Source organism: Kitasatospora phosalacinea (assembly GCF_000717185.1).
GTDB lineage: Bacteria > Actinomycetota > Actinomycetes > Streptomycetales > Streptomycetaceae > Kitasatospora > Kitasatospora phosalacinea_A.
The window spans coordinates 1-20,201 of sequence record NZ_JNYE01000039.1 but is presented as its reverse complement, the minus strand read 5'-3'; the positions used below and the strand labels follow the sequence as shown (position 1 = coordinate 20,201).

The 20,201-nt window shown below is 75.4% G+C and carries 25 protein-coding genes and 2 pseudogenes; 10 read left to right on the top strand and 17 right to left on the bottom strand.

Features of this window, described 5'->3' with window-relative positions; genetic code table 11:
* Positions 1-4: 4 nt before the first annotated feature.
* Entirely contained in the window at positions 5-262 is a 258-nt protein-coding gene (locus OO57_RS18260; protein ID WP_158715159.1) for a hypothetical protein, read from the bottom strand.
* A 113-nt stretch (positions 263-375) separates the two neighbouring features.
* Here OO57_RS18260 and OO57_RS45645 point away from each other — a divergent pair.
* Positions 376-489 (top strand): annotated as a pseudogene (locus OO57_RS45645) (GNAT family N-acetyltransferase); the annotation flags it as partial.
* Between the two features lie 20 nt (positions 490-509).
* Here the strand turns inward: OO57_RS45645 and OO57_RS18255 are convergent.
* From OO57_RS18255 to OO57_RS18245, 3 genes are read right to left on the bottom strand one after another with little or no spacing between them, the layout of a single operon-like run.
* Positions 510-821 carry a YkvA family protein gene (locus OO57_RS18255; RefSeq protein WP_051777915.1) on the bottom strand — a complete coding sequence of 104 codons (312 nt, stop codon included), beginning with the start codon at positions 819-821 and terminating at the stop codon, positions 510-512.
* A 21-nt stretch (positions 822-842) separates the two neighbouring features.
* Positions 843-1,343, bottom strand: a complete 501-nt coding sequence (locus tag OO57_RS18250; RefSeq protein WP_106974030.1) for an SRPBCC family protein — start codon at positions 1,341-1,343, stop codon at positions 843-845.
* Positions 1,340-2,143, bottom strand: a complete 804-nt coding sequence (locus OO57_RS18245) for an NAD(P)H-dependent oxidoreductase (RefSeq protein WP_033253583.1) — start codon at positions 2,141-2,143, stop codon at positions 1,340-1,342. Before OO57_RS18245 ends, OO57_RS18250 begins: the two co-directional genes overlap by 4 nt.
* 154 nt (positions 2,144-2,297) lie before the next feature.
* Here OO57_RS18245 and OO57_RS18240 point away from each other — a divergent pair, with 154 nt between their 5' ends.
* Positions 2,298-3,161: a helix-turn-helix transcriptional regulator gene (locus OO57_RS18240; protein ID WP_033253582.1), complete on the top strand. Its 864-nt coding sequence runs from the start codon at positions 2,298-2,300 to the stop codon at positions 3,159-3,161.
* Positions 3,162-3,182: 21 nt separating this feature from the next.
* On the opposite strand, the gene OO57_RS18235 is transcribed toward OO57_RS18240, so the two are convergent.
* Complete coding sequence (locus OO57_RS18235; RefSeq protein WP_051777914.1) at positions 3,183-4,097, bottom strand: NAD(P)H-binding protein; 915 nt, start codon at positions 4,095-4,097, stop codon at positions 3,183-3,185.
* Positions 4,098-4,205: 108 nt separating this feature from the next.
* Here OO57_RS18235 and OO57_RS18230 point away from each other — a divergent pair, with 108 nt between their 5' ends.
* Positions 4,206-4,616 carry a winged helix-turn-helix transcriptional regulator gene (locus OO57_RS18230; protein ID WP_033253581.1) on the top strand — a complete coding sequence of 137 codons (411 nt, stop codon included), beginning with the start codon at positions 4,206-4,208 and terminating at the stop codon, positions 4,614-4,616.
* A gap of 40 nt (positions 4,617-4,656) precedes the next feature.
* Here the strand turns inward: OO57_RS18230 and OO57_RS18225 are convergent, their stop codons facing one another.
* The gene (locus OO57_RS18225) at positions 4,657-5,904 is read right to left on the bottom strand and encodes an MFS transporter (RefSeq protein WP_051777913.1); all 1,248 of its coding nucleotides are present in this window, start codon (positions 5,902-5,904) and stop codon (positions 4,657-4,659) included.
* A gap of 614 nt (positions 5,905-6,518) precedes the next feature.
* A complete protein-coding gene (locus OO57_RS18220) occupies positions 6,519-7,202 on the bottom strand; it encodes a TIGR03086 family metal-binding protein (RefSeq protein ID WP_051777912.1) in 684 nt (227 codons plus the stop codon).
* A 135-nt stretch (positions 7,203-7,337) separates the two neighbouring features.
* Here OO57_RS18220 and OO57_RS18215 point away from each other — a divergent pair, with 135 nt between their 5' ends.
* The gene (locus OO57_RS18215) at positions 7,338-7,580 is read left to right on the top strand and encodes a DUF6924 domain-containing protein (RefSeq protein WP_033253580.1); all 243 of its coding nucleotides are present in this window, start codon (positions 7,338-7,340) and stop codon (positions 7,578-7,580) included.
* A gap of 37 nt (positions 7,581-7,617) precedes the next feature.
* On the opposite strand, the gene OO57_RS18210 is transcribed toward OO57_RS18215, so the two are convergent.
* Positions 7,618-8,529, bottom strand: a complete 912-nt coding sequence (locus OO57_RS18210) for an SDR family oxidoreductase (RefSeq protein WP_033253579.1) — start codon at positions 8,527-8,529, stop codon at positions 7,618-7,620.
* Between the two features lie 135 nt (positions 8,530-8,664).
* Here OO57_RS18210 and OO57_RS18205 point away from each other — a divergent pair, with 135 nt between their 5' ends.
* Positions 8,665-9,249 carry a TetR family transcriptional regulator gene (locus tag OO57_RS18205; protein WP_033253578.1) on the top strand — a complete coding sequence of 195 codons (585 nt, stop codon included), beginning with the start codon at positions 8,665-8,667 and terminating at the stop codon, positions 9,247-9,249.
* A 283-nt stretch (positions 9,250-9,532) separates the two neighbouring features.
* Complete coding sequence (locus OO57_RS18200) at positions 9,533-9,733, top strand: hypothetical protein (protein ID WP_033253577.1); 201 nt, start codon at positions 9,533-9,535, stop codon at positions 9,731-9,733.
* 84 nt (positions 9,734-9,817) lie between these two features.
* On the opposite strand, the gene OO57_RS18195 is transcribed toward OO57_RS18200, so the two are convergent.
* The 5 genes from OO57_RS18195 to OO57_RS18175 form a co-directional block, all read right to left on the bottom strand.
* Positions 9,818-10,246, bottom strand: a complete 429-nt coding sequence (locus tag OO57_RS18195) for a VOC family protein (RefSeq protein ID WP_033253576.1) — start codon at positions 10,244-10,246, stop codon at positions 9,818-9,820.
* 100 nt (positions 10,247-10,346) lie between these two features.
* Entirely contained in the window at positions 10,347-10,802 is a 456-nt protein-coding gene (locus OO57_RS18190; RefSeq protein ID WP_033253575.1) for a MaoC family dehydratase, read from the bottom strand.
* A gap of 27 nt (positions 10,803-10,829) precedes the next feature.
* The gene (locus tag OO57_RS18185; protein WP_033253574.1) at positions 10,830-12,317 is read right to left on the bottom strand and encodes an acyl-CoA synthetase; all 1,488 of its coding nucleotides are present in this window, start codon (positions 12,315-12,317) and stop codon (positions 10,830-10,832) included.
* Positions 12,318-12,355: 38 nt separating this feature from the next.
* Complete coding sequence (locus tag OO57_RS18180; protein WP_199811280.1) at positions 12,356-13,246, bottom strand: amidohydrolase family protein; 891 nt, start codon at positions 13,244-13,246, stop codon at positions 12,356-12,358.
* A complete protein-coding gene (locus OO57_RS18175) occupies positions 13,243-14,202 on the bottom strand; it encodes an SDR family oxidoreductase (RefSeq protein ID WP_199811279.1) in 960 nt (319 codons plus the stop codon). Before OO57_RS18175 ends, OO57_RS18180 begins: the two co-directional genes overlap by 4 nt.
* A gap of 70 nt (positions 14,203-14,272) precedes the next feature.
* On the opposite strand from OO57_RS18175, the gene OO57_RS18170 reads away from it, so the two are divergent.
* From OO57_RS18170 to OO57_RS18155, 4 genes and pseudogenes are all read left to right on the top strand, one after another.
* Entirely contained in the window at positions 14,273-14,707 is a 435-nt protein-coding gene (locus tag OO57_RS18170; protein WP_033253572.1) for a MarR family winged helix-turn-helix transcriptional regulator, read from the top strand.
* Positions 14,708-14,809: 102 nt separating this feature from the next.
* Positions 14,810-14,915, top strand: a pseudogene (locus OO57_RS42660) (5'-nucleotidase); the annotation flags it as partial.
* Positions 14,916-15,091: 176 nt separating this feature from the next.
* Complete coding sequence (locus tag OO57_RS18160) at positions 15,092-15,985, top strand: RNA polymerase sigma-70 factor (protein ID WP_033253571.1); 894 nt, start codon at positions 15,092-15,094, stop codon at positions 15,983-15,985.
* Positions 15,986-16,249: 264 nt separating this feature from the next.
* Entirely contained in the window at positions 16,250-16,489 is a 240-nt protein-coding gene (locus OO57_RS18155) for a hypothetical protein (RefSeq protein ID WP_033253570.1), read from the top strand.
* A gap of 490 nt (positions 16,490-16,979) precedes the next feature.
* Here OO57_RS18155 and OO57_RS18150 read toward each other — a convergent pair whose 3' ends face one another.
* From OO57_RS18150 to OO57_RS43930, 4 genes are all read right to left on the bottom strand, one after another.
* Positions 16,980-17,378, bottom strand: a complete 399-nt coding sequence (locus OO57_RS18150) for a hypothetical protein (RefSeq protein ID WP_051777908.1) — start codon at positions 17,376-17,378, stop codon at positions 16,980-16,982.
* A gap of 166 nt (positions 17,379-17,544) precedes the next feature.
* On the bottom strand, positions 17,545-17,847 hold the full coding sequence (locus tag OO57_RS18145) for a hypothetical protein (RefSeq protein ID WP_033253569.1): 303 nt from the start codon (positions 17,845-17,847) through the stop codon (positions 17,545-17,547).
* A 60-nt stretch (positions 17,848-17,907) separates the two neighbouring features.
* Positions 17,908-18,900: a phosphotransferase gene (locus OO57_RS18140; RefSeq protein WP_033253568.1), complete on the bottom strand. Its 993-nt coding sequence runs from the start codon at positions 18,898-18,900 to the stop codon at positions 17,908-17,910.
* 210 nt (positions 18,901-19,110) lie between these two features.
* Positions 19,111-20,201, bottom strand: a 1,091-nt coding sequence (locus OO57_RS43930; protein ID WP_033253567.1) for a hypothetical protein, incomplete at its 5' end; no start/stop codon positions are given.

The window sequence follows — 20,201 nt, the reverse complement described above, 5'->3', positions numbered from 1 at the left end:
CCGCTCACGCGGCGGCCCGCTCCGCCCGCCCCGCCACCAGCACCGGCGCCACCGCGGCCCGGAACCCCGCCCGGTCGCTCCCGTACGCCGCGGACATCGCCCGCAGCCACCACGCCCCGATCACCGCCTCGCGCTCCACCGGGTCCTCCACCGGCCCGAGCTCCCCGTAGAACCGGGCCCGCTCCTCGTACGTGAGCGCCTGCTCGATCCCGTTGATGCTGCGCGGCACGCGCAACGTCCCGGACTCTGCCGTCGCGGTCATCCCCTCACCCTCCCACGTGTCCTGCCCCGACCGTACCCGGCCGGACCGGATCCGTCCCCCCACCGCCCCGAACTCGGCCGCTCCACGGCGAACCCCGCCTCCCGCCGGACCGCCGGACCGCCGGGAAAACCGGCTACCCCCTGGAGGGCACCCGCCGCAGCGCCCTGCTGCACGCCGGCGGCTGGCACGACATGCACCCGCACGCCCGCGTCCGGGCCGACGGCTGACCGCGGCGCAGCGGGCCGGGTCACGCCCGGCGGTCGCGGCGGCTCGCGCGCCGGGCGACGCCCTCGGGGACGGCCTTGTTGAGCGAGCGCAGCGCCAGCAGCAGGACGCCCACGTCGTCGATCAGGACCGGGTCGGGCAGCAGGTCCACCGGGAAGACCAGGTAGGCGATCGCCCCCCAGAAGAGCACCTTCTTCGACATCGGGATGCCCGTGTCGGCCAACAGCCGTCTGGTGCGCACCAGTTTGACCACCAGCACGACCACCGCGGCCACCGTCGCGGCCAGGAACACCGCGGCGGCGGTCCACAGCACCGCACTCGTCCCCTCACCCATGCGTCCACCCCTCCGGTGTTCCTAGCGGTTCGGTCGGAACACTCCTGCCCAGCTTCGGGCGGAACGTTCCTCCCGATCGGAGGAATGTGGCGGGCGGTCGGGCCCGGCCGGTCCGCGCAGCAGGGTGCGCAGGGCGTGGCGGAAGAGGAGGCGGCCGCACCAGGCGGTGGGGCGGTCGAGGAGGGCGGGGAGGGGGGCGATCCGCAGGTCCTCGCTCCAGCGGACGAGGGCGCCGCCGTGGTGGGGGCGGACTTCGATGCGGGCCCAGCCGGTGACCAGGGGGCCGCGTTTGACGAGCAGGCAGGTGCCGGTGCGGCCGTCCTGCGGGGGTTCCCAGCGGGCCAGGTCCATCGTGTCGTCGAAGCCGAGGCGTCCCGCGCGGGTGCGGGCCACCACCGTCCGCCCGTCGGAGCGGACGGTGGTGAACGGGACCGTCGCGCCGTGCCGGGGCCAGTCGGTGACGCGGCGCCAGGCCTCGTCGGCGGGCAGTGCGGTGGCCTGCACGATGCGGAACTCGGTCATCCGTCGATGCTATCCGCCGGCCGGGGGCGGGTGTGCAGGGCGAAGCCGGTGCGTCCGGCCGGTTCGAGGCCGTCCTTGAGGCGCAGCGAGGGGATCTCGTAGTCGCCGGAGTTCTGGCGGCGGAACGGGATCGGCTCGGTGGTCTCCAGGGTGAGCAGGCGCTGTTCCCAGGCCGCGGCGACGGCCGGGTACTCCTCGGGGGTGAGCCGGTCGGCGCCGTGGACGACGAAGGGCGGCAGCACCTCCAGACCGGGGTAGTACAGGATGCCGTGCTGGATGGGGAACAGCAGGTCGTCGACGGGCCCGTTGATGCCGCGCTCCGCGTAGTGCGAGGCGGGGCCGCCGACGGTGACCGACAGCAGGGCGCGCCGGCCCGCGAGGGTGCCCTCGCCGAAGCGCTCGCCGTACTTGGTGTCGCTGTGCTCGCCGACGCCGTACGCGAAGTTGTAGGTGAAGACCCGGTCGACCCAGCCCTTGAGGATCGCGGGCATGGTGTACCACCACAGCGGGAACTGCAGGATGACGGTGTCGGCCCGGAGCAGCTTCTCCTGCTCGGCGCGGACGTCCGCGGTGAGCTCCCCGGCGGCGAAGGCGCGGCCGGAGTCGCGGACGACGTCCAGCGGGCTGGAGGCGTGCGGGCCGTAGTCGGCGGCGTCGGCGGTGGCCTTCCAGCCCATCGCGTACAGGTCGCTGACCTGCACCTCGTGCCCGGCGGCCCGCAGCACGGAGACCGCGTGGTCGGTGAGCGAGCCGTTGAGCGACTTCGGCTCGGGGTGGGCGTGGACGATCAGGGTCTTCATCGGGGTCTCTCCTCCGGTCGGGCCGTCTCTGCGGCACCTCCGATCCTGGCCGCCGCGGGGCCCGGCGTTCAGGGGCCGCGGTTCCGTAGGACCGGACTTCCTGGTACTCGCAGGACCACTGTCCGCGGTGCACCACCAGGGGATACTGGGGCGCATGGACGATCTCGCGGGCTTCCTGCGGACCCGGCGCGCCCGGGTCGACCCGGCGGCGGCCGGGATCCCCGTCGACGGGCGCCGCCGGGTGGCGGGGCTGCGGCGCGAGGAGGTCGCGCACCTGTCGGGGATGAGCGTCGACTACTACGTGCGCCTGGAGCAGGGGCGCGCCACCCAGCCCTCCGAGCAGGTGCTGGACGCGCTGGCCCGGGTGCTGGGCCTGGACCGGACCGAGCGGGAGCACCTGCACCGGCTGGCCCGGCAGCCCCGGCGCCGGACGAGGACCCCGAGCGGGCGGGTCCGCCCGGAGCTGCTGCGCATGCTGGGCCTGGTCGTCGACGCGCCCGCGCTGATCATGGGCCACCGGCTGGACGTCCTGGCCGGGAACCGCCTCGCCGGGCTGCTCTACGGCCGCCCGGACGTCGCGGGCCTGAACATCGCCCGGAACCTCTTCCTGGAGGAGGGCGAGCACGGCCTCTACGCGGGCTGGGAGACCTGCACCCTCGACGTGGTCGGCCACCTGCGGCTGGCCGCCGGGAAGTACCCCGACGACCCCCGACTGACGTCGCTGATCGGCGAGTTGTCGATGGGCAGCGAGCGCTTCCGCCGCCTGTGGGCCCGCGCGGAGGTGCGCGCCCGCACGCACGGGTGCAAGGCGTACCGCCACCCGTTGGTCGGGCTGCTCGAACTGCACCAGGAGAACTTCGCGCTGCCGGACGGGTCGGGCACCGAGCTGCTGGTGCTCACCGCGGCCCCCGACAGCCCCTCCGCGGACGGGCTGCGCCTGCTCGCGGGCCTGGCCGCGGGCGGCGACGGCGCCCGGGACACCGCCCCGGACGCGGCGGACGCCCGGGCCGCCGAGTAGCCCGGACGCCCGGCCCTCGGCTCAGCTCGCGTTCGCGGCGGCGTTCGCGTTCGCGGTGGCGGTCGCGTTGGCGTTCGCGTTCGCGGCGAGCGCCCGCGCGACGGTGTCGGCCAGCGGCGTGGTCGGGCGGCCGATCAGCCGGGCCAGGTCGCCGCTGCCGCCCGCCAGCAGGCCGCGGGCGATGCCGGAGACGTCGACGTCCACCAGGATCTCGGCGAGCTGCGGCGGCAGGCCCGCGCCGGTGAGCACCGCGAGGTTGGCCTCGGCGGGGAGTTCGTGGTGGGCGACCGCCCGGCCGCTCTGCCGGGAGAGTTCGGCGGCGTACTCCTCCAGCGTCCAGGCCTGGTCGCCGCTGAGTTCGTAGGCGCGGTTCTCGTGGCCCTCGCCGGTCAGCACGGCGGCGGCCGCGGCGGCGTAGTCGGCGCGGGTCGCGGAGCCGATCCGGCCGCCCGCGGTGCTGCCGACCACGCCGTGCTCCAGCTGGACCGGGATCAGGGCGGTGTAGTTCTCGGTGTACCAGCCGTTGCGCAGGAAGGTGTACGGCAGGCCGGAGTCGAGGATCAGCTGCTCGGTGGCCTTGTGCTCGTCGGCGAGCCGGAAGTCGGCGTCCGGGCCGCCGAGCACCCCGGTGTAGACCAGGCGGGCGGCCCCGGCGGCCCGCGCGGCCGCGACCACGGCGGCGTGCTGGTCGACCCGGCGGCCGACCTCGCTGCCGGAGACCAGCAGCACGGTGTCGCCGGGCCGGATCGCCGCGGCCAGCGTCTCGGGCCGGTCGTAGTCGGCGGGCCGCAGCTCGACCCCGCGGGCGGCCAGGTCGGCGGCCTTCTGCTCGTCGCGGACGGCGGCGGCGACCTGGTCGGCCGGGACGCGGGCCAGCAGTTCGTCGATGACGAGGCGGCCGAGCTGTCCGGTGGCGCCGGTGACGACGATGCTCATGGGGATGCAACTCCTGGGTGGTGCGACGGTGGGTGCGACGGCTGTCGCACCCACCGTAGGAAAGTCACTTACGATTCGGAAGTACCCACCTTGGAGTAAGCTACTTCCGTGAACCTCAGGGTGAAGGAACTGACCGGCGGCCTGCTGCCGGACGTCAACTCGGAGTGCTGCACCTCCCGCGGCATCCTCGAACACGTCACCAGCCGCTGGGGGGTGCTGGTGCTGGCCGTCCTGCTGGACGGCACCCACCGGTTCAGCGAGCTGCGCCGCGCGGTGGGCGGGGTGAGCGAGAAGATGCTCGCCCAGACCCTGCAGACCCTGGAGCAGGACGGCCTGGTGCACCGCGAGGCGCACGCCGTCATCCCGCCGCGCGTCGACTACACGCTGACCCCGCTCGGCGAGGAGGCCGCCCAGCAGGTCTGGGCGCTGGCCCGCTGGGCCGAGTCCCGCGTCCCCGAGGTGCTGGCGGCCCGGGCGGCCCACGCCGAGGCGAAGGCCGCGGGGGCGGCCGCCCGCTGAACCCGCGGCCGGACGCGTCCTGCTCCTCCCCCGCCGGGCGTCACCAGCGCCCCGGGGCCGGTTCCGGTTCGGGCCGCGGCGCCGTCCGGCCGGGCCGGGGCAGCAGGAGCGGGGTGGCCAGGGCGAGCAGTCCCGCGACCGCGAGGGCGGTGCGCGGGCCGGTGAGGTCGGCGAGCAGGCCGCCGAGCGCGGTGCACAGGGCGATGGCCGCCTGCTGGCCGATCGACCAGGCGGTCAGGGTGCGGGCGACCAGGTGGTCGGGCGTGCGTTCGAGTCGGCGGGTGGCGAGCACGGGGGTGTACAGGCTCATGTTGACGATGATCGCCAGCTCGACGGCCGCCACGGTGACCAGGCCGACCGTGCCGGGGCGGACCAGGACCAGGCCGATCAGCCAGACCGCCCGCAGGGTGCCGACGGTCCGGATGACCCGGTCGCGGCCGTGGCGGGCCACCACCCGGGGGGCCAGCCGGGAGCCGACGAGTCCGCCGAGGCAGGGGGCGGCGAAGGCGAGGGCGTACTGCCAGGGCGGGAAGCCGAGTTCGCGCAGGAGGAGCACGGCGAGCAGCGGCTCGGTGGCCATGATCAGGCCGGAGACGAGCATGTTGTTGAGGTGGAGCGCCCGCAGTTCGGGGTCGCCCGCGATGTGCCGCCAGCCGTCGAGCAGCCCGCCCGCCCGCCCCCGGGTCCGGCCGCCCGCCCGGGGCGCCTCCTCCCGGTCGCGGATCGCGGTGATGCCGAGCGCGGAGAGCAGGTAGCTGGCCGCGTCCGCGGCCACGGTCACCACCGGCCCGAACAGGCCGATCGCCGCCCCGCCCAGCGGGGGCCCGACCGCGATGGAGCTCCAGTTGGTCGACTCGAAGCGGGAGTTGGCCACCAGCAGGTCCTCCGGCCGGACGAGCGACTTGAGGTAGGCGCCGCTGGCCGCGCCGAAAGCGATCCTGGCCCCGGCGACCACGGCCGAGACCGCGAGCAGCTGGACGAACCCGAGCCGGCCGACGGCGTAGGCCACCGGGACGGTCGCCATGGCCGCGCACCGGGCCAGGTCCATCGCGACCATGACCGGGCGCTTGCGCCGGAACTCCACCCACGGCGCCAGCGGCACCGCGATCAGCGCCCCCACCGCCGGGCCCACCGCGGACAGCGCGGACACCTCGGCGGGGCTCGCGTGCAGCACCAGCACGGCGATCAGCGGCAGGGCGCCGAACCCCAGCCCGGAGCCGTACACGCTCACCGCGTACGCCGCCCACAGCCAGCCGAACTGCCGGCCCAGCGCTCTCCTGCCCCTCATGCCCGACGTCCCCTCGGCGCTCCGCTCGAACAACGCGACGTTGCCCGGAAGAGCTAACCGACCGGCGCGGCGGCAGGTCAAACAACCTCCCCGCCCCCTCCCCACAACGCCCGGTTGTCCACCGGGCGGGCCCGCCGCCCCGGCGCTGCCCGCACCGCCCGCGCCGCCCGCGCCGCCCGCGCCGAAGGCCCTTCCCCGGAGCGCGGGTTGACGTACCGCCGGAAGCCCGCCCGGGGGGCTCCGGGTACGACCTGTACTCCGGCCGTGAGCAGATCGCTTCCCGCCCCGGCCCCGATCAGGTGCAGCCGCTGCGGGCACACCGGGCTCGACCAGGGCTTCGTCGAGGACGACGGCCGGTCCGGCCAGGGCGACGCCCATCGGATCCCGGGCGAGGTCGAACGCGGCCCGCCGGGCGGCGCCGGGCGCTTCGGCCCGCCCCGGGTGCAGATCGACGCGTTCCGCTGCCCGGCCTGCGGCCACCTGGAGCTGTCCGCCCGGACGCGACTCTCCCGAGGCCCGCCCGCCTGCGCCACCCCGGGGCCCTCGCCGAACCCGTCGCTGCCGCACGGGAGTCAGCCGCCCGACGACGCCCGCACCTGCGCCTGCGCGGACGGTCAACCCGCCCGGGGCGCCGTCCAGCCGGGGTCGCGGCCGAGCAGCCTGAGCACCTGGTCGAACGGGTCGGCCACCCCGGCCCCGGCCCCACCCGTCACGGCCCCACCGGTCGCGGCCTCCAGGACGGGGCCGAAGGCGGCGCCGGGCAGGGCGCGGGCGGGGCCGGTGGGGACGAGGGTGGCGATCGGGAGGACGGCGGTGACCAGGTCGGCGTCGAAGGTGGGGCGCAGGCCGATCGAGACGGCGACGTCCCAGCCGTGGACGAGGTAGTCCAGGAAGTGGAAGGCGATCGCCTGCCGGGCCGGGAACGGGCCGCCGTCGCGGACCTCGGGGAGCCAGAACGCGCGTTCCGGCACGCCCGGCTCGGCGAAGGCGGCGGAGACCTCGGCCGCCGAGGCGGCGAACGCCCCTGCCGGATCGGTGCCGACGGGGCGGTCGGCCCATTCGGCGAGCGTGCGGCCTTCGCCGCGGGCGGCGGCGGCGAAGCCGTGGTTCTGCCCGGTCATGTGCGCGAGCAGTTGCCCGAGCGTCCACGGCCCGCAGGGGGTCGGCCGGTCGAGCGCGGTGGCGTCGACCCGGTCGACGTAGGACTGCGCGGCCTTGAGTGCGCGCGCGTCGAGCTCCCGGATGTCTGCGGCCAGAGCGTCCGCGGCCCGGGCGTCCGGTTCCTGAGTGTCCGTCATGCCGCCGAGCCTATCCGATATTTCAGCACGATCGTACGGATTTATTCCCGGGCCGCGGCCGCATCGACATCGACAGTAGCCGCCCGGTTCGGCGACCCGCAGGCCGTCCGCCTGGCACCGGGCGGGGCGGTCGGGGTGGAGCCGGTAGAGGACCGCCCCGGGAACCTCGACCCGGCGTACTACCAGGACCTGATCGACCGGCTGCGCACGGATCCGCCCGCCCGGGAGTTCCACCTCGCCCCGGCGGCCGTCGACACCGTCCACGGCAACCTGCTCATCGCGAACACGGACTTCGACGAACTCGCCCGCCGGGCCGCCGAGTCACCCGACGGCGTCCTGCCCCCCACCGCTGCCCCCACCACCGATCCCGACCGCTGACCCCCACCGCCGATTCCCGCCGCACCCGTCCGGCGGGTCAGGGGGCCGGGGCGGTCAGGTAGTCGCCGTGGGCCAGGTCCTCCAGGAGGGTCGGGCCGGTGGGCGACCAGCCGAGCAGTTCGCGGGTGCGGGTGCTGGAGACGGGGCCGTCGAAGGCGTAGGCGGTGGCCATGAACGGGCTCGCGAAGTGGGTGGCGGCTTCGGCGGGGGTGAGCGAGGCCGTGGGCAGGCCGAGGCCGCGGGCGATGGTCTCGGCGATGCTCCTGAGGGTGACGCCGCTCTCGGCCGCCCCGTGCAGCACGCTGCCCGCGGGCGCCCCCTCCAGGGCCAGCCGGAACAGGACCGCCGCGTCGCTCCGGTGCACCGCGGGCCACCGGTTGGCGCCGTCCCCGACGTGGGCCGAGACGCCGGTGGCCCGGGCGGTGGCGACGAGCATGGGAACGAAGCCGTGGTCGGCGGGGCCGTGGACGGTCGGGGCGAGGCGGACGACGCTCGCGCGCACGCCCCGGGCGGCGAAGTCCAGGCAGGCCCGTTCGCCCGCGATCCGGAAGGCGGCGATCCCGGCCCCGTCGGGCTCGTCCTCCTCGGTGGCCTCCCGGCCGGCGGGCATGACCAGGGTCCCGGAGGTGACGACGAGCGGTTTCCCCGTGCCCTCCAGCGGCCGGCCGAGCGCCCGGATCGCGGTGCGGTCGCGCCGCATCATGTCGTCGAGGTCGGAGAAGTCGCCGCCGTAGGCCATGTGCAGGACGGCGTCGGCGGCCTCGGCGCCGCTGCGCAGGCTGTCGAGGTCGTCCAGCGAGCCGCGGTGCGGCGTGGCGCCGAGCGGTTCCAGTCGGGCGGCGGCCGCGTCCGAGCGGGCCAGGGCGGTGACGGTGTGGCCGGCCGCGACGAGTTCGGCGACGACCGCGGGCCCGGTCTGGCCGGAACCGCCGGTGACGAAGACGTGCATGGGAGGGCTCCCCGTTCCGTGTCGGTGCTTTTGTGTCAGTCACTGGCGCTACGTGGCGCCATCGCCGAGCCTAGGTAGCGCCAGTGACTGGCGTCAAGATGCGTCAGTGACTGGCACGTGCGCTACCCTCGTGGCGTGCCACGGAGCGGAGCAGAAGCCCGTCGCCGCCTCCAGCAGGCGGCTTTGGAGCTGTACCAGGAACACGGGTTCGACCGGACGACCACGGCCGGGATCGCCGCCCGGGCCGGCGTCAACGAGCGCACCTTCTTCCGGCACTTCCCGGACAAGCGCGAGGTGCTCTTCGACGGCGAGGACGACCTGCGCGCCGCGCTGGTCCGGGCGGTAGCCGAGGCCCCCGACGGCCTGCCGCCGCTCGACGTGCTGCTGCGCGCCTTCCGGACGGCCGAACCGGTCCTGGAGCGCAACCGCCCGTTCGCCGAGCCGCGCCTGCGGGTCATCGCGGCGACCCCGGCGCTCCGCGAGCGCGACCTGGCCAAGGCCGCGTCGCTCGGTGACGCCCTGGCGGAGGCGCTGCGGCAGCGCGGCGTCGCCGACCGGTCGGCCGCCCTGGCCGCCACGGCCGGGTGGGCCGCCTTCCACCACGCGGTCCAGGCCTGGATCGACGCCCCCTCCTCGCCCCTGGACGCGCACCTCCGCCGGGCCTTCGACGACCTGCGCGCCCTCCTCGGCCACCCCGTCCCGCCCCGCCCCGGGAGCTGACCCGCTCCCGCACCTCCGTCACTCTCCGCATCCGCCCGGGCCGCCCGACCCGGCACCCGAGCGCGCGGGCAACGGCCCTCCACCGGCGCCCACTTGGTCCTCCCGCTCAGCTCCGCGCCCGCCCCGCGAACGCGCAGGGTGTCACCGTCCGCAGTCGGGGACGGAGGACGTGTCGTGCCGGAGTTCGGGTAAGGGGGACGCGCTGTTCGCGGACGTCGCGGGGGTGCTCGCGCAGCGGGGGGGTGGCGTCGGGGCGGCTGCACGGCTTCTGCCGGAGCCCTCGGTGGAGGTCCCGGTGCGGCTGACGGCCGAGAACAGCAACCTGGCGTTCGACCGGCAGCCGCCGGAGGTCGTCGACGCCGCCGTCGCGTCCCCCGAGTGGCGGATCCGCCGCTACCGGCTGGAGCACCAGCGGGGGACGGGCCTCGCGCGGTGGGAGCGGCTGGTCCGCGACGAACCGCCCCTCGACCGGCGGCGCATCTGATCGACCTGGCGGCGGCTCGGGAGTGAGCGGGCGTCAGGCGGGCGGTCGTCGAGCGGGCGGTCGTCGAGCGGGAGTGAGGGGGCGTCAGTCGATGCAGAACTCGTTGCCCTCGACGTCCTGCATGGCGATGCACGAGTCGTCGCCGCCGTCGTACAGCAGCTGGACCCGGACGGCGCCGAGCGGCAGCAGGCGGGCGCACTCGGCTTCGAGCGCGGCGAGGCGCTCCTCGCCGATCAGGCCGGTGCCGACCCGGACGTCGAGGTGGACGCGGTTCTTGACCGCCTTGCCCTCGGGGACGCGCTGGAAGTACAGCCGGGGGCCGACGCCGGTGGGGTCGGTGCAGGCCGACCAGGAGCCGCGCTCCTCGGGCGGGCGGGAAGCCTGGTACTCCTCCCAACTGGCGAAGCCCTTCGGGGGGTTGGACTCGTAGCCGAGCACCTCGCACCAGAAGCGGGCGACCCGGGCCGGGTCGGCGCAGTCGAAGGTGACCTGGAACTGTCTGAGCACTGCCATAGCGGGCACCCTAACAGTGCGTCAGCCGACTGTCGTCCGAATACCGGCCGCCCCGGCACCCCCGTCGGGCCCGTCAGGCCCGTCAGGCCCGTCAGGCCCGTCAGGCGTAGAAGCGCGAGACGCTCTGCAGGACGGCGGCGGGTTTGGCGGCGCCCTCGATCTCGATCGTGCCGTCGACGGTGACCTGCAGGCCGCCGGGCACCTCCGCGACCTCGGCGAGGCGGGCGGCCAGCCGGATCCGGGAACCGACCTTGACCGGGGAGGGGAAGCGCACCTTGTTCAGGCCGTAGTTGACCTTGGTGGTGACGCCCTCCACCTCCAGCAGCTCGGTGAACAGCGGGATGAACAGGGAGAGCGTCAGGTAGCCGTGCGCGACGGGCGCGCCGAACGGGCCGGTGGCGGCGCGCTCGGGGTCGGTGTGGATCCACTGGTGGTCGTCGGTGGCGTCGGCGAAGGTGTCGATGCGCTGCTGGGTGACGTCGAGCCAGCCGCTGGTGCCGAGGTCGGTGCCGGCCAGGGCCTTGAGGGCGTCGAGTCCGTTGACGGTGAGTGCCATGGGGAGGTGCCTTTCGGAGGGAGGGGTTCAGCTGCCGTGCCGGGCGCGGAGCCGGTGCTTGAGGATCTTTCCGGAGGCGGTGCGCGGCAGTTCGTCCGCGAGCACCAGGGTCTTGGGGAGCTTGTACTTGGCGAGCCGTCCGGCCAGGGCGGCGAGCAGGCCGTCCGGGTCGGGCGCGGCGCCGGGGGCGGGGACGACCACGGCGCGGCCGACCTCGCCCCACGTGGCGTCGGGGACGCCGTAGACGGCGCACTCGGCGACGCCGGGGAGGGCGAGCAGGGCCTCCTCGACCTCGGCGGGGTAGACGTTCTCGCCGCCGGAGATGTACATGTCCTTGATCCGGTCGGCGATGGTGAGGTAGCCGTCGGCGTCGGCCCGGGCGGCGTCGCCGCTGCGGAACCAGTCGCCCTGGAAGGACTGCGCGGTGGCCTCGGGCAGGCCCCAGTAGCCGGGGCCGACGTTGGGCCCGCTGACCAGCACTTCGCCGGTCTCGCCGACCCCGGCCTCCCGCCCGTCCGGGGCGGCCAGCCGCACGTCGGTGAAGAAGTGCGGGACGCCCGCGCTGCCCGCCTTGGCGACGGCGTGCCCGGCGTCCAGGAAGAGCACGCCGGGCCCGGTCTCGGTCATGCCGTAGCCCTGCTGGAAGGAGAGGCCGCGGCGCAGGTAGGTGTCGATCAGCGGGCGCGGGACGGGGGCGCCGCCGCAGTTGAGGATCCGCAGGCTGCGCAGGTCGGCGTCGTCCCAGCCGCTCTGGCGGGCCATCAGGTCGTACATGGTCGGCACGCCGAACATGTACGTGATGCGTTCCCGGGCGATCAGTTCCAGGGTCGCGGCCGGGTCGAAGGACTCGACCAGGTGGCAGGTGCCGCCCTTGAGCAGGACGGGCAGGGTGAGCATGTTCAGGCCGCCGGTGTGGAACAGCGGGGCGGAGACCAGGGCGCTGTCGTCGGCGAGCAGGTCGGTGTCGACCAGGACGTTGTAGGCGTTCCAGGTGAGGTTGCCGTGGGTGAGCAGGGCGCCCTTGGGACGGCCGGTGGTGCCCGAGGTGTACATGATCAGGCAGGTGTCGTCGAGGCCGACCGGCTCGTCGACCGGGGTGGGGTCGGCCCCGGCCAGCCAGGACTCGTACGCCTCCCCGGTCTCCACCGCCACCGGCACCGCGCCGGGCGGCACCAGCGGGGCGCAGCCGGGGGCGTGGACCAGCACCCGGGCCCCGCAGTCGTCGAGCTGGAAGGCGATCTCGGGCCGGGCGAGGCGGGTGTTGAGCGGGACGAAGAGCGCGCCGAGCAGGCCGGTCGCGAACAGCGTCTCCAGGAGGGCCGGGTGGTTGGGGCCCAGGTAAGCGACCCGGTCGCCGCGGCGGACCCCGGCGGTGCGCAGGGCGCGGGCGAGCCGGGTGCTGCGTTCGTGCAGCTCGGCGTAGCTGTGGCGGCGTCCGTCGTGGACGAGGGCGGTGCGGTGCGGGGTCTTCCTGGCGCGGCGGGCGGGCCAGGAGCCGATTCCCTGGTTGCGCATGGGGCGGGCAGCCTTTCGGGGCTCGGGGCGGGTCCGGTTCAGGCCAGGCCGAGCAGGCGGGCGGCGTTGTCCTTGAGGATCTTCGGCCGGACCTCGTCCTTGATCGGCAGCTTCGCGAAGTCGGCGAGCCAGCGGTCGGGGGTGAGCACGGGGAAGTCGGAGCCGAACAGCACCTTGTCCTGCAGCAGGGTGTTGGCGTACTGGACCAGCTGCGGCGGGAAGTACTTGGGCGACCAGCCGGAGAGGTCGATGTGCACGCCGGGCTTGTGGGTGGCGACGGCGAGCGCCTCGTCCTGCCAGGGGAAGGACGGGTGGGCCAGGACCACCTTCAGGTGCGGGAAGTCCGCGGCGACGTCGTCCACGTGCATCGGGTTGGAGTACTTGAGCCGGATGCCGCCCCCGCCGGGGACGCCCGCGCCGATGCCGGTCTGGCCGGTGTGGAAGAGCGCGACGGTGCCGGTCTCCTCGATCAGCTCGTACAGCGGGTAGGCCAGCCGGTCGTTCGGGAAGAAGCCCTGGATGCTGGGGTGGAACTTGAAGCCCTTCACCCCGAACTCCTCGACCAGGCGCCGGGCCCGGCGGACCCCCGCCTTCCCGCGGAACGGGTCGACCGAGGCGAACGGGATCAGCACGTCGGCGTTGGCGGCCGCGGCCTCGGCGACCTCCTCGTTCGGCACCGGCGGGCGGCCGGTGGCGTGCTCGGCGTCGACGGTGAACACCACGGCGGCCATCCGGCGCTCGCGGTAGTACGCGGCCGTCTCGGGCAGCGTCGGCTTGCGGTGCGTCCCGTCGACCTTGAAGTAGCCGCTGGAGGCCTCGTTCAGCTCCTCGTCGAGCGAGGCGTGGCCGTGCGCGGAGACCTCGGCGTGGGTGTGGACGTCGATCGCGGTCAGGCCGTCGAGCGACAGGCGGGGCTGCCGGGGGCTCATCGGGCGGCCGCCGTTCGGATCCGCGGGGCGGGGATGCCGACGGACTGCGGCTCGCGGCCGACGCCGGTGGACCAGGTCGCGGCGATCGCCTCCGGGCTCCAGCCGCCGTCGGCGTAGGCGACCGCGACCTCCTGCGGGTGCGACCACAGGGCCAGCTTGTCGCCGCCGATGCCGATGCACTGGCCGGTGACGCCGCGGGCGGCGTCCGAGGCGAGGAAGGGGATCAGCGCGGCGCAGTCCTCGGCGGTGCCGAAGCCCTCGCCCTTGCGCAGGAAGTCGGGCAGCGGGTCGCCCTGCCGCATCGCCTCGACGTACGGGGCGAAGGCCGGGACCGTCTCGGTCATCGCGGTGGCGGCGACCGGGACGACGGCGTTGACGGTGATGCCGGCCCGGCCGAGCTCCATCGACCAGGTGCGCACCATCGCGGCGATCCCGGCCTTGGCGGCGGCGTAGTTGGTCTGGCCGAAGTTGCCGCGCTGCCCGGCCGGGGAGCCGACCATGATCAGTCGGCCGCCGTCGCCCTGCTCGCGCATCCGGACCGCGGCGGCCCGGGCGCAGGTGAAGGTGCCGCGCAGGTGGGTGGCGACGACGGCGTCGAAGTCCTCGTCGGTCATCTTCCACAGCACCTTGTCGCGCAGGATCCCGGCGTTGGTGACCATCACGTCGAGTCGGCCGAAGGCGTCCACGGCCCCGTCCACCAGGGCCTGCGCGGCGTCGGCGGTGCCGACCGCGGCGGCGACCGCGACGGCCCTGCCGCCCGCGGCGGTGAGGGCGGCGGCCGCGGCAGCGGCGACGTCGGCGTCGAGGTCGTTGACCACGACGGCGGCGCCGGCGGCGGCCAGGGCGGTGGCGTAGGCGAGGCCGAGGCCGCGCCCGCTGCCGGTGACGACGGCGACCTTGCCGGTCAGGTCGAGGGACTGACCGGGGGTCAGGAGGGTTTCGTTGCTCATGGCCATTGAAGCTAGGAACAATCATTGTTCTTGTCAATGATTGTTCCGAACACCTTCGCCCTGGCATGATGACCCCATGAACGACGCCCCCTGGATGCACGGCCTGCACGCCGACACCGGCTACCTGCTCTACCGCCTCGGCCAGCGCTCCGGCAGCGCGTTCAACGCCGCCCTCGAACAGCACGGCCTCCGCCTGCGCCACCACGCGATCCTGCGCTACCTCGCCACCGTCGACGGCGCCCGCCAACGCGAACTCGCCGACCGCCTCGGCTACGACCCCAGCGCGATCGTCTCCCTCCTCGACGACCTCCAGCAGCTCGGCCTCGCCGAACGCCGCCCCGACCCCGCCGACCGCCGCAGCCGCCTCGTCGTCCTCACCCCCGCCGGCCACGACCTCCTCCACACCGCCGACCACGACAGCCGCCGCGTCACCGAGGACCTCCTCGCCCCCCTCTCCCCCACCGAACGCGCCACCCTCAACGACCTGCTCCAGCGCATCTCCACCCTCTGAACCCCGGCCCGCACGGCCGACCCGCCCCACCGAGCCGAATCGCACACCGGTGCGGCAGTGGTGGGCGCCTTGAGCCCCGAGTACCGCAGAGGGGTCGATGAGATGTCCTACGACCTTCCCGAACGGCTCGTCACCGGCATCGCCTCCAGCGCCCTGTTCGACCTGACCGAGTCGGACGCAGTGTTCCGGGGGCAGGGCGAGGAGGAGGAGGAGCGCCAGAAGGACCGCGAGTACCGCCCCCGCGTGCACGTCGCCGTCGCCACCGCGCGCAACGCCCCCGCCCCTGCCCCTGCCCCTGCCCCGGGCTGACGCCCGATGCGCCGTCAACGGGCCTCCGCAGCAGGTCGGTTGCCGAGCGGGCGGCTCGCTGGCAGCCTGGCGGGCATGATCGATCCTTCCGCCGCCCCGTCGGCCGCCGATCCGCTGGACGAGTTCACCGCGCACCGGGGGGTGCTGTTCGGCACCGCCTACCGGCTGCTGGGCAGTGTCGCCGACGCCGAGGACGTGCTGCAGGACGCCTGGATCAAGTGGTCGGTGGCCGGGCGGGCGGAGCAGGTGGGGAACCCGCGGGCGTACCTGGTGCGGACGGTCACCAACCTGTCGTTGACCAGGCTGACTTCGGCGCGGGCCGTCCGGGAGTCGTACGTGGGGCCGTGGCTGCCGGAGCCGGTGCTGACCGAGGCGGACGCGGCGGAGGGGGCGCTGCTGGCGGACTCGGTGTCGACGGCGCTGCTGGTGGTGCTGGAGAGCCTGGGGCCGGTGGAGCGGGCGGTGTTCGTGCTGCGCGAGGCGTTCGGGTTCAGCCACGCGGAGATCGCCGGGTTCCTGGACCGCAGCGAGGCGACGGTCCGGCAGACGGCGCACCGGGCGCGGGAGCACGTCCGGGCCCGGCGGCCCCGCTTCGACACCGACCCCGAGCAGCGCCGCGAGGTCACCGGCCGGTTCCTGGCCGCCTGCGACGGCGGCGACCTGAACGCGATGCTGGAACTGCTCGCCCCCGACGTCACCGCCTGGTCGGACGGCGGCGGCAAGGTCACCGCGGCCCGCCGCCCGCTGCACGGCAGCGACCCGGTGGCCCGCTGGATGGTGGGCGTGCTCGCCAAGTCCTCGGTGCGGGGCACCGCCTGGCGCTCGGCCTCCATCAACGGCGAGGAGGGCGTGCTGTTCACGGTGGACGGCCACCCGATCGGTGCGCTCACCTTCGACCTGGCGGACGGCCTGATCCGCAACCTGCGCTTCCAGGTCAACCCGGACAAGCTGCGCGGCCTCCAGGGGTAGCCCCGGTCGTCCCCTCCCCGGGCGTGGCGGCCCACGGCAGCCTCGTAGTCAGGATGCCGACGGGCCGCCTTGGCCCCTCGCGGGAGCCGGTGGCCCTGGAACCGGGGTGCGCGCTTTCCCGAACCCACGGACGCGTCCGGCGAGGGCTCCCGGTCCCGGGCAGCCGGCAAGGTGCCGACGCTCTCGCAGCACCGAACACCTACCGGCCCCGCAGAATCGCCCTCCGCGGTCGTACGCGTTCTGCCTGCCCGGCATCATGTGCACGTGGAAGACGATCTCCCGACCGTGTCGGTGCGCCTGCGGCGTGCCGATGCCATCGTGCTGTTCGACTGGCTGACGAGCACGGACCTCGACGCGGTGCCGGTCACCCACCCGGCCCAGAAGCAGGCCCTGACCGACCTGCTGTCCCGGCTGGAGTTCGACACGGACGCCGACCTGACCGGCGTGACCGACGAAGAGATCGCCGCCGCCCGGAGCGAGGTCGCCCGGGACATGGGCTGGTAGTTCAGCCGGTCGACGGGGTCGGTCCCGACGTACTCGGACCGGATCAGCGCGAGCCGCTGGCACAGCGGAGGCAACGGGTACGGCCCGCACAACCGCTGCTCGGCGCCGGTCCGCCCGATCCCCAGGGGCGGCTGCCGACTGGAGCCGGACCACTGCACCGCAAGCCCGCCGCCTTCCCCCGCCCCCCGCACACGAGCACACCGTCGCGGGTCCGGCCCCGGCAACCGTGGCGTCCCTGCACGGTCGGAAGCTCAACCGCCTTCCGCCGGACGCATCGTGCTGCCTTCCACCGTCAACGGTTCCTCGACGACCGGGCGAAGGGTTCGCGCGCGGAGCTCGGGGCGACCAGCGGCTGCGGCCCGGACCAGGAGTGGCACCGCAAGCGCTCCTGTCGCGGTCGTGCTGCCTCGGTGGTGCAGATCCACCCCCGGCTCCCGCAATGCCTTGCCGACAGCGTGAACGGGGCCGGGGGTGTGCGGACGGGCCCGTGTCAGGGGCGGTCGTCGCGTCGGACGGTCCAGTCGTCGTCGTCCTCGTACGGGTCCGGGCCGTGCTCGGCCTCGTAGTCCTCGCGGAGCTTCACGGCCCGCTGCTCGGAGGCCTTGCGCTCCTCCGGTGAGAGGTTCTCCGCCGCGGTGCGCATCTCGCCCAGGCGCGCGCCGATCGCCGACAGGTACCGGTCGGACTCGATGGCGTCCCGCATGCCGATGCGCCCGCTGAGCACCTCCCGGGCCATCTGCTGCAGCTCCGGCCCGACCTTGTCGTTCTTCGCCAACGTCCGCAGGGCGCGGTGCAGTTCGGCCGCCTGCTGCGGGTTGTCCGCGACGTCGAGTAGTTCGTCGTCGGTGATCTCCGGACCGCCGAGGTCGTCGTCCCGTCCTGTCGCCATGGCCACTCCCCCGTCGTCGGGTGTCTCCCCGCCCGGGCCCGGCCCGGCCCGGACGGGCGCGCGGATCGTCAGCCCGCCTCGAACGGGGCCGACTTGACGGGGAGATCATATGGCCTCCCCCGAGGAAGGGTAACGGCCTCGGCCGTCGGGGCGGTCGCGGGTGCCGCTAGGCGCCCGCGCCCTCCAGCCGGGCCGCCACCACCGCCACGAAGTGCTGCAGCACCGCGAACGGGAGGGTGGGCCCGTCGCCGAAGAAGACCACCGGTTGGTCCTCCGGCTCCAGGGCCCGGACCACCACCGTCACGGCCGTCGGTCCCGGTGCGGGCGAGTCCGGTACTGCCGGGCTGCCGCTCGGCACCAGCCGGGCCTCGCTCAGTTCGAAGTGCCCGACCCGGCTCCCGTCCACTCCCGTCTCGGTGAACAGGGCGCAGTACAGGTCGCCGTCGTGGCTCCAGGTCGTCAGAGACATGGCGGGGATGTTCCCACACCCGCCGACGGCGGCGACAGCGGCCCCCTCCCGGCGCCCGGGTCACCGCAGCAGCGCTGCCCAGTCCTCCAGCGAGCGCAGCACCCTCGGCAGTTCCCGCGCCGTGTCGGTGACGATCCGCAGTCCGAACGCCCGCTGCCCGGCGTCCGCCCCGCGGTGGCCCAGCGCCAGCCACAGGCACCAGGCGGCGGTGGCCAGTTGGCTGCGCAGCAGGCCCGCGAAGGCCGAGGCGTCCGCCGGACCGGCCGGGCCGCCCGCGTCCAGGTAGGCGGCGAGCAGCGGGCGGACCGTCCGGGGGTCGGCGTCGACGGTGGGGCCGTTGAAGGGGGTCGCGAACCGGAGGGCCACGCTGACCGCCTCCCACCAGGGGACCTCCGGGGCGGCCGACTGCCAGTCGATCAGCGCGTACCCGCCGGGTGTGCGCAGCACGTTGGCCCGCGAGGTGTCGCCGTGCACCAGGACGGCCGCGGGGGCGCCGCGGGTCGCCTCCCGCACCAGGGCGACGGCGTCGGCGACCGCGGGCAGCAGCGCACGGGCCGGGCCCGCGACCGGGAGGCCGCCCGCCTCCGCCTCGGCCACCCACTCCTGCCACTCCGCGACGGGGTGCGGCGGGGGCGGTTCCTCCCCGCCGGTGTCCAGCAGTGCGATCCGGGCCAGGGTCCGTCCCGTCCAGTCGGCCGCCGCGGTGTCGGCGCCGTCCGCCCGCAGGTCGTGCCCGTCCAGCCAGGCGCTCACCCGGACGACCGTGTCGCCCGGGCCGCGGTGCCAGTAGCCGACGGCGGGGGCGGGCGGTTCGACGGGGCGCGGCATCGCGACGCCCGCGGCCAGTGCCGCGCGCTGCAACCGCTCCACCCGGTGGGCCTGTCGGTGGTGCCAGTCGCTCAGCAGGCGGCCCGTCCGCACCGTCCAGCGCCCCCGCGAGGTCTCCAGCACCCGGCTGTCCGTCGGGGCGCCCCCGTTGTCGAGCACCCGCCACGGTCCCAGCGCCCGCCCCAGCCCGAAAGCGGCCGCCACCGCGTCGTGGTCGAGATCCATCCCCCGATTCTGCGGCCACGTCCGGCCCCCGCGCACCCGGTTTCCCACCCCGCCGGAGACCGGCGGTCGACGGGAAGAGCGGCGGACGCCGAGGGCCGCGCGCGCTGCCGCCCTCACCGTTGCGCGCACCCGCCGTACCACCGCCCCCGGACGTCCCTTCACACCCGCGCCCCCGGACGTCCCTTCACACCCGCGCCCCCGGACGTCCCCTCACACCACCGCCCCCAGCCGCGCCGCCGCCTCCACCGCCTCCGTCCCCCACCGGTCGGCGCCGGCCGCCAGCCGCCCGCGCAGGCCGCGGAGTTCGTGGCGGACGAGGGCGGGGAGCGGGGCGCCGTCGGTGGCGAGGAGGGGGGTGAGGGCGGCGAGGGCGGGGTGGGGGTCGTCGGCGCAGAGGTGGCAGTCGGCGATGCGGACGGTGAGCATGGTGCGGGCGGCGGGGAGGCGGCCGTCGCCGAGGAGGTCGAGGGCGGCGGTGGCGGCGGCGAGGGCGTGCCGGGCGAGGCGGGGGTCGGCGGTGGCGGCGGCCAGGTCGCGCAGGGCGGCGGAGGAGCCGGATTCGACGCGGAGGCGGAGCGCGGCGGGGGCCAGCCAGGGGACGCGGGCCTCGGCGTCGGGGAGGGTGCGGTCGGGGCGGTCGAGGTGCTGGCGGGCGCGGCCGATGTGGCGGACGGTGGTGCGGGTGTCTCCGGCGAGGGCGGTGGCACGGGCTTCGCCGAGTTCGGCGACGGCGTCGGACCAGTGGCGGCCGGGTGCGGCGCGGCGGATCTCGCGGGCGTAGTCGCCCGCGGCGGCGGGGTCGTCGTCGAGGAGGCCGAGGACGGCCATGTCGCTGAGGGCGGCGGCCTGGGTGGTGGGGTCTCCGGCGAGGGCGGCCCAGCCGAGGGCGCGGTCGAAGCAGGCCATGGCGGTGGCGGGCCGTCCGCCGTGCAGGCGGAGGCTGCCCGCGGCGTGGGCGTACTCGGCGGCGAGGCGGGCGAGGACGCGGCGGTGGCGGACGGGTGCGTCGGCGAGGCGGGCGACGACGGCGCGCAGGGTGGCTTCGATCGCGGCGCCCGGTCCGCGTTCGCCCATCGCCCGGTCGGTGCCGTGGAGTTGGGAGCCGAGGAGGGCGGCGAGGACGGCGGCGAGGGCGTGCACGGTGTCGGTGTCGAGGGGGGCGGCGGGGTCGGCGCAGAACGCGGCGTGCAGGGCGAGGGCGGTGGCGGGGGGCGGGGGCTGGCAGCCGGTGGCGCCGTGCAGGGGGCACTGGACGTCGTGGTCGGGGAGGCTGGCGGGGCAGTCGTCGGCGGGGACGGGGC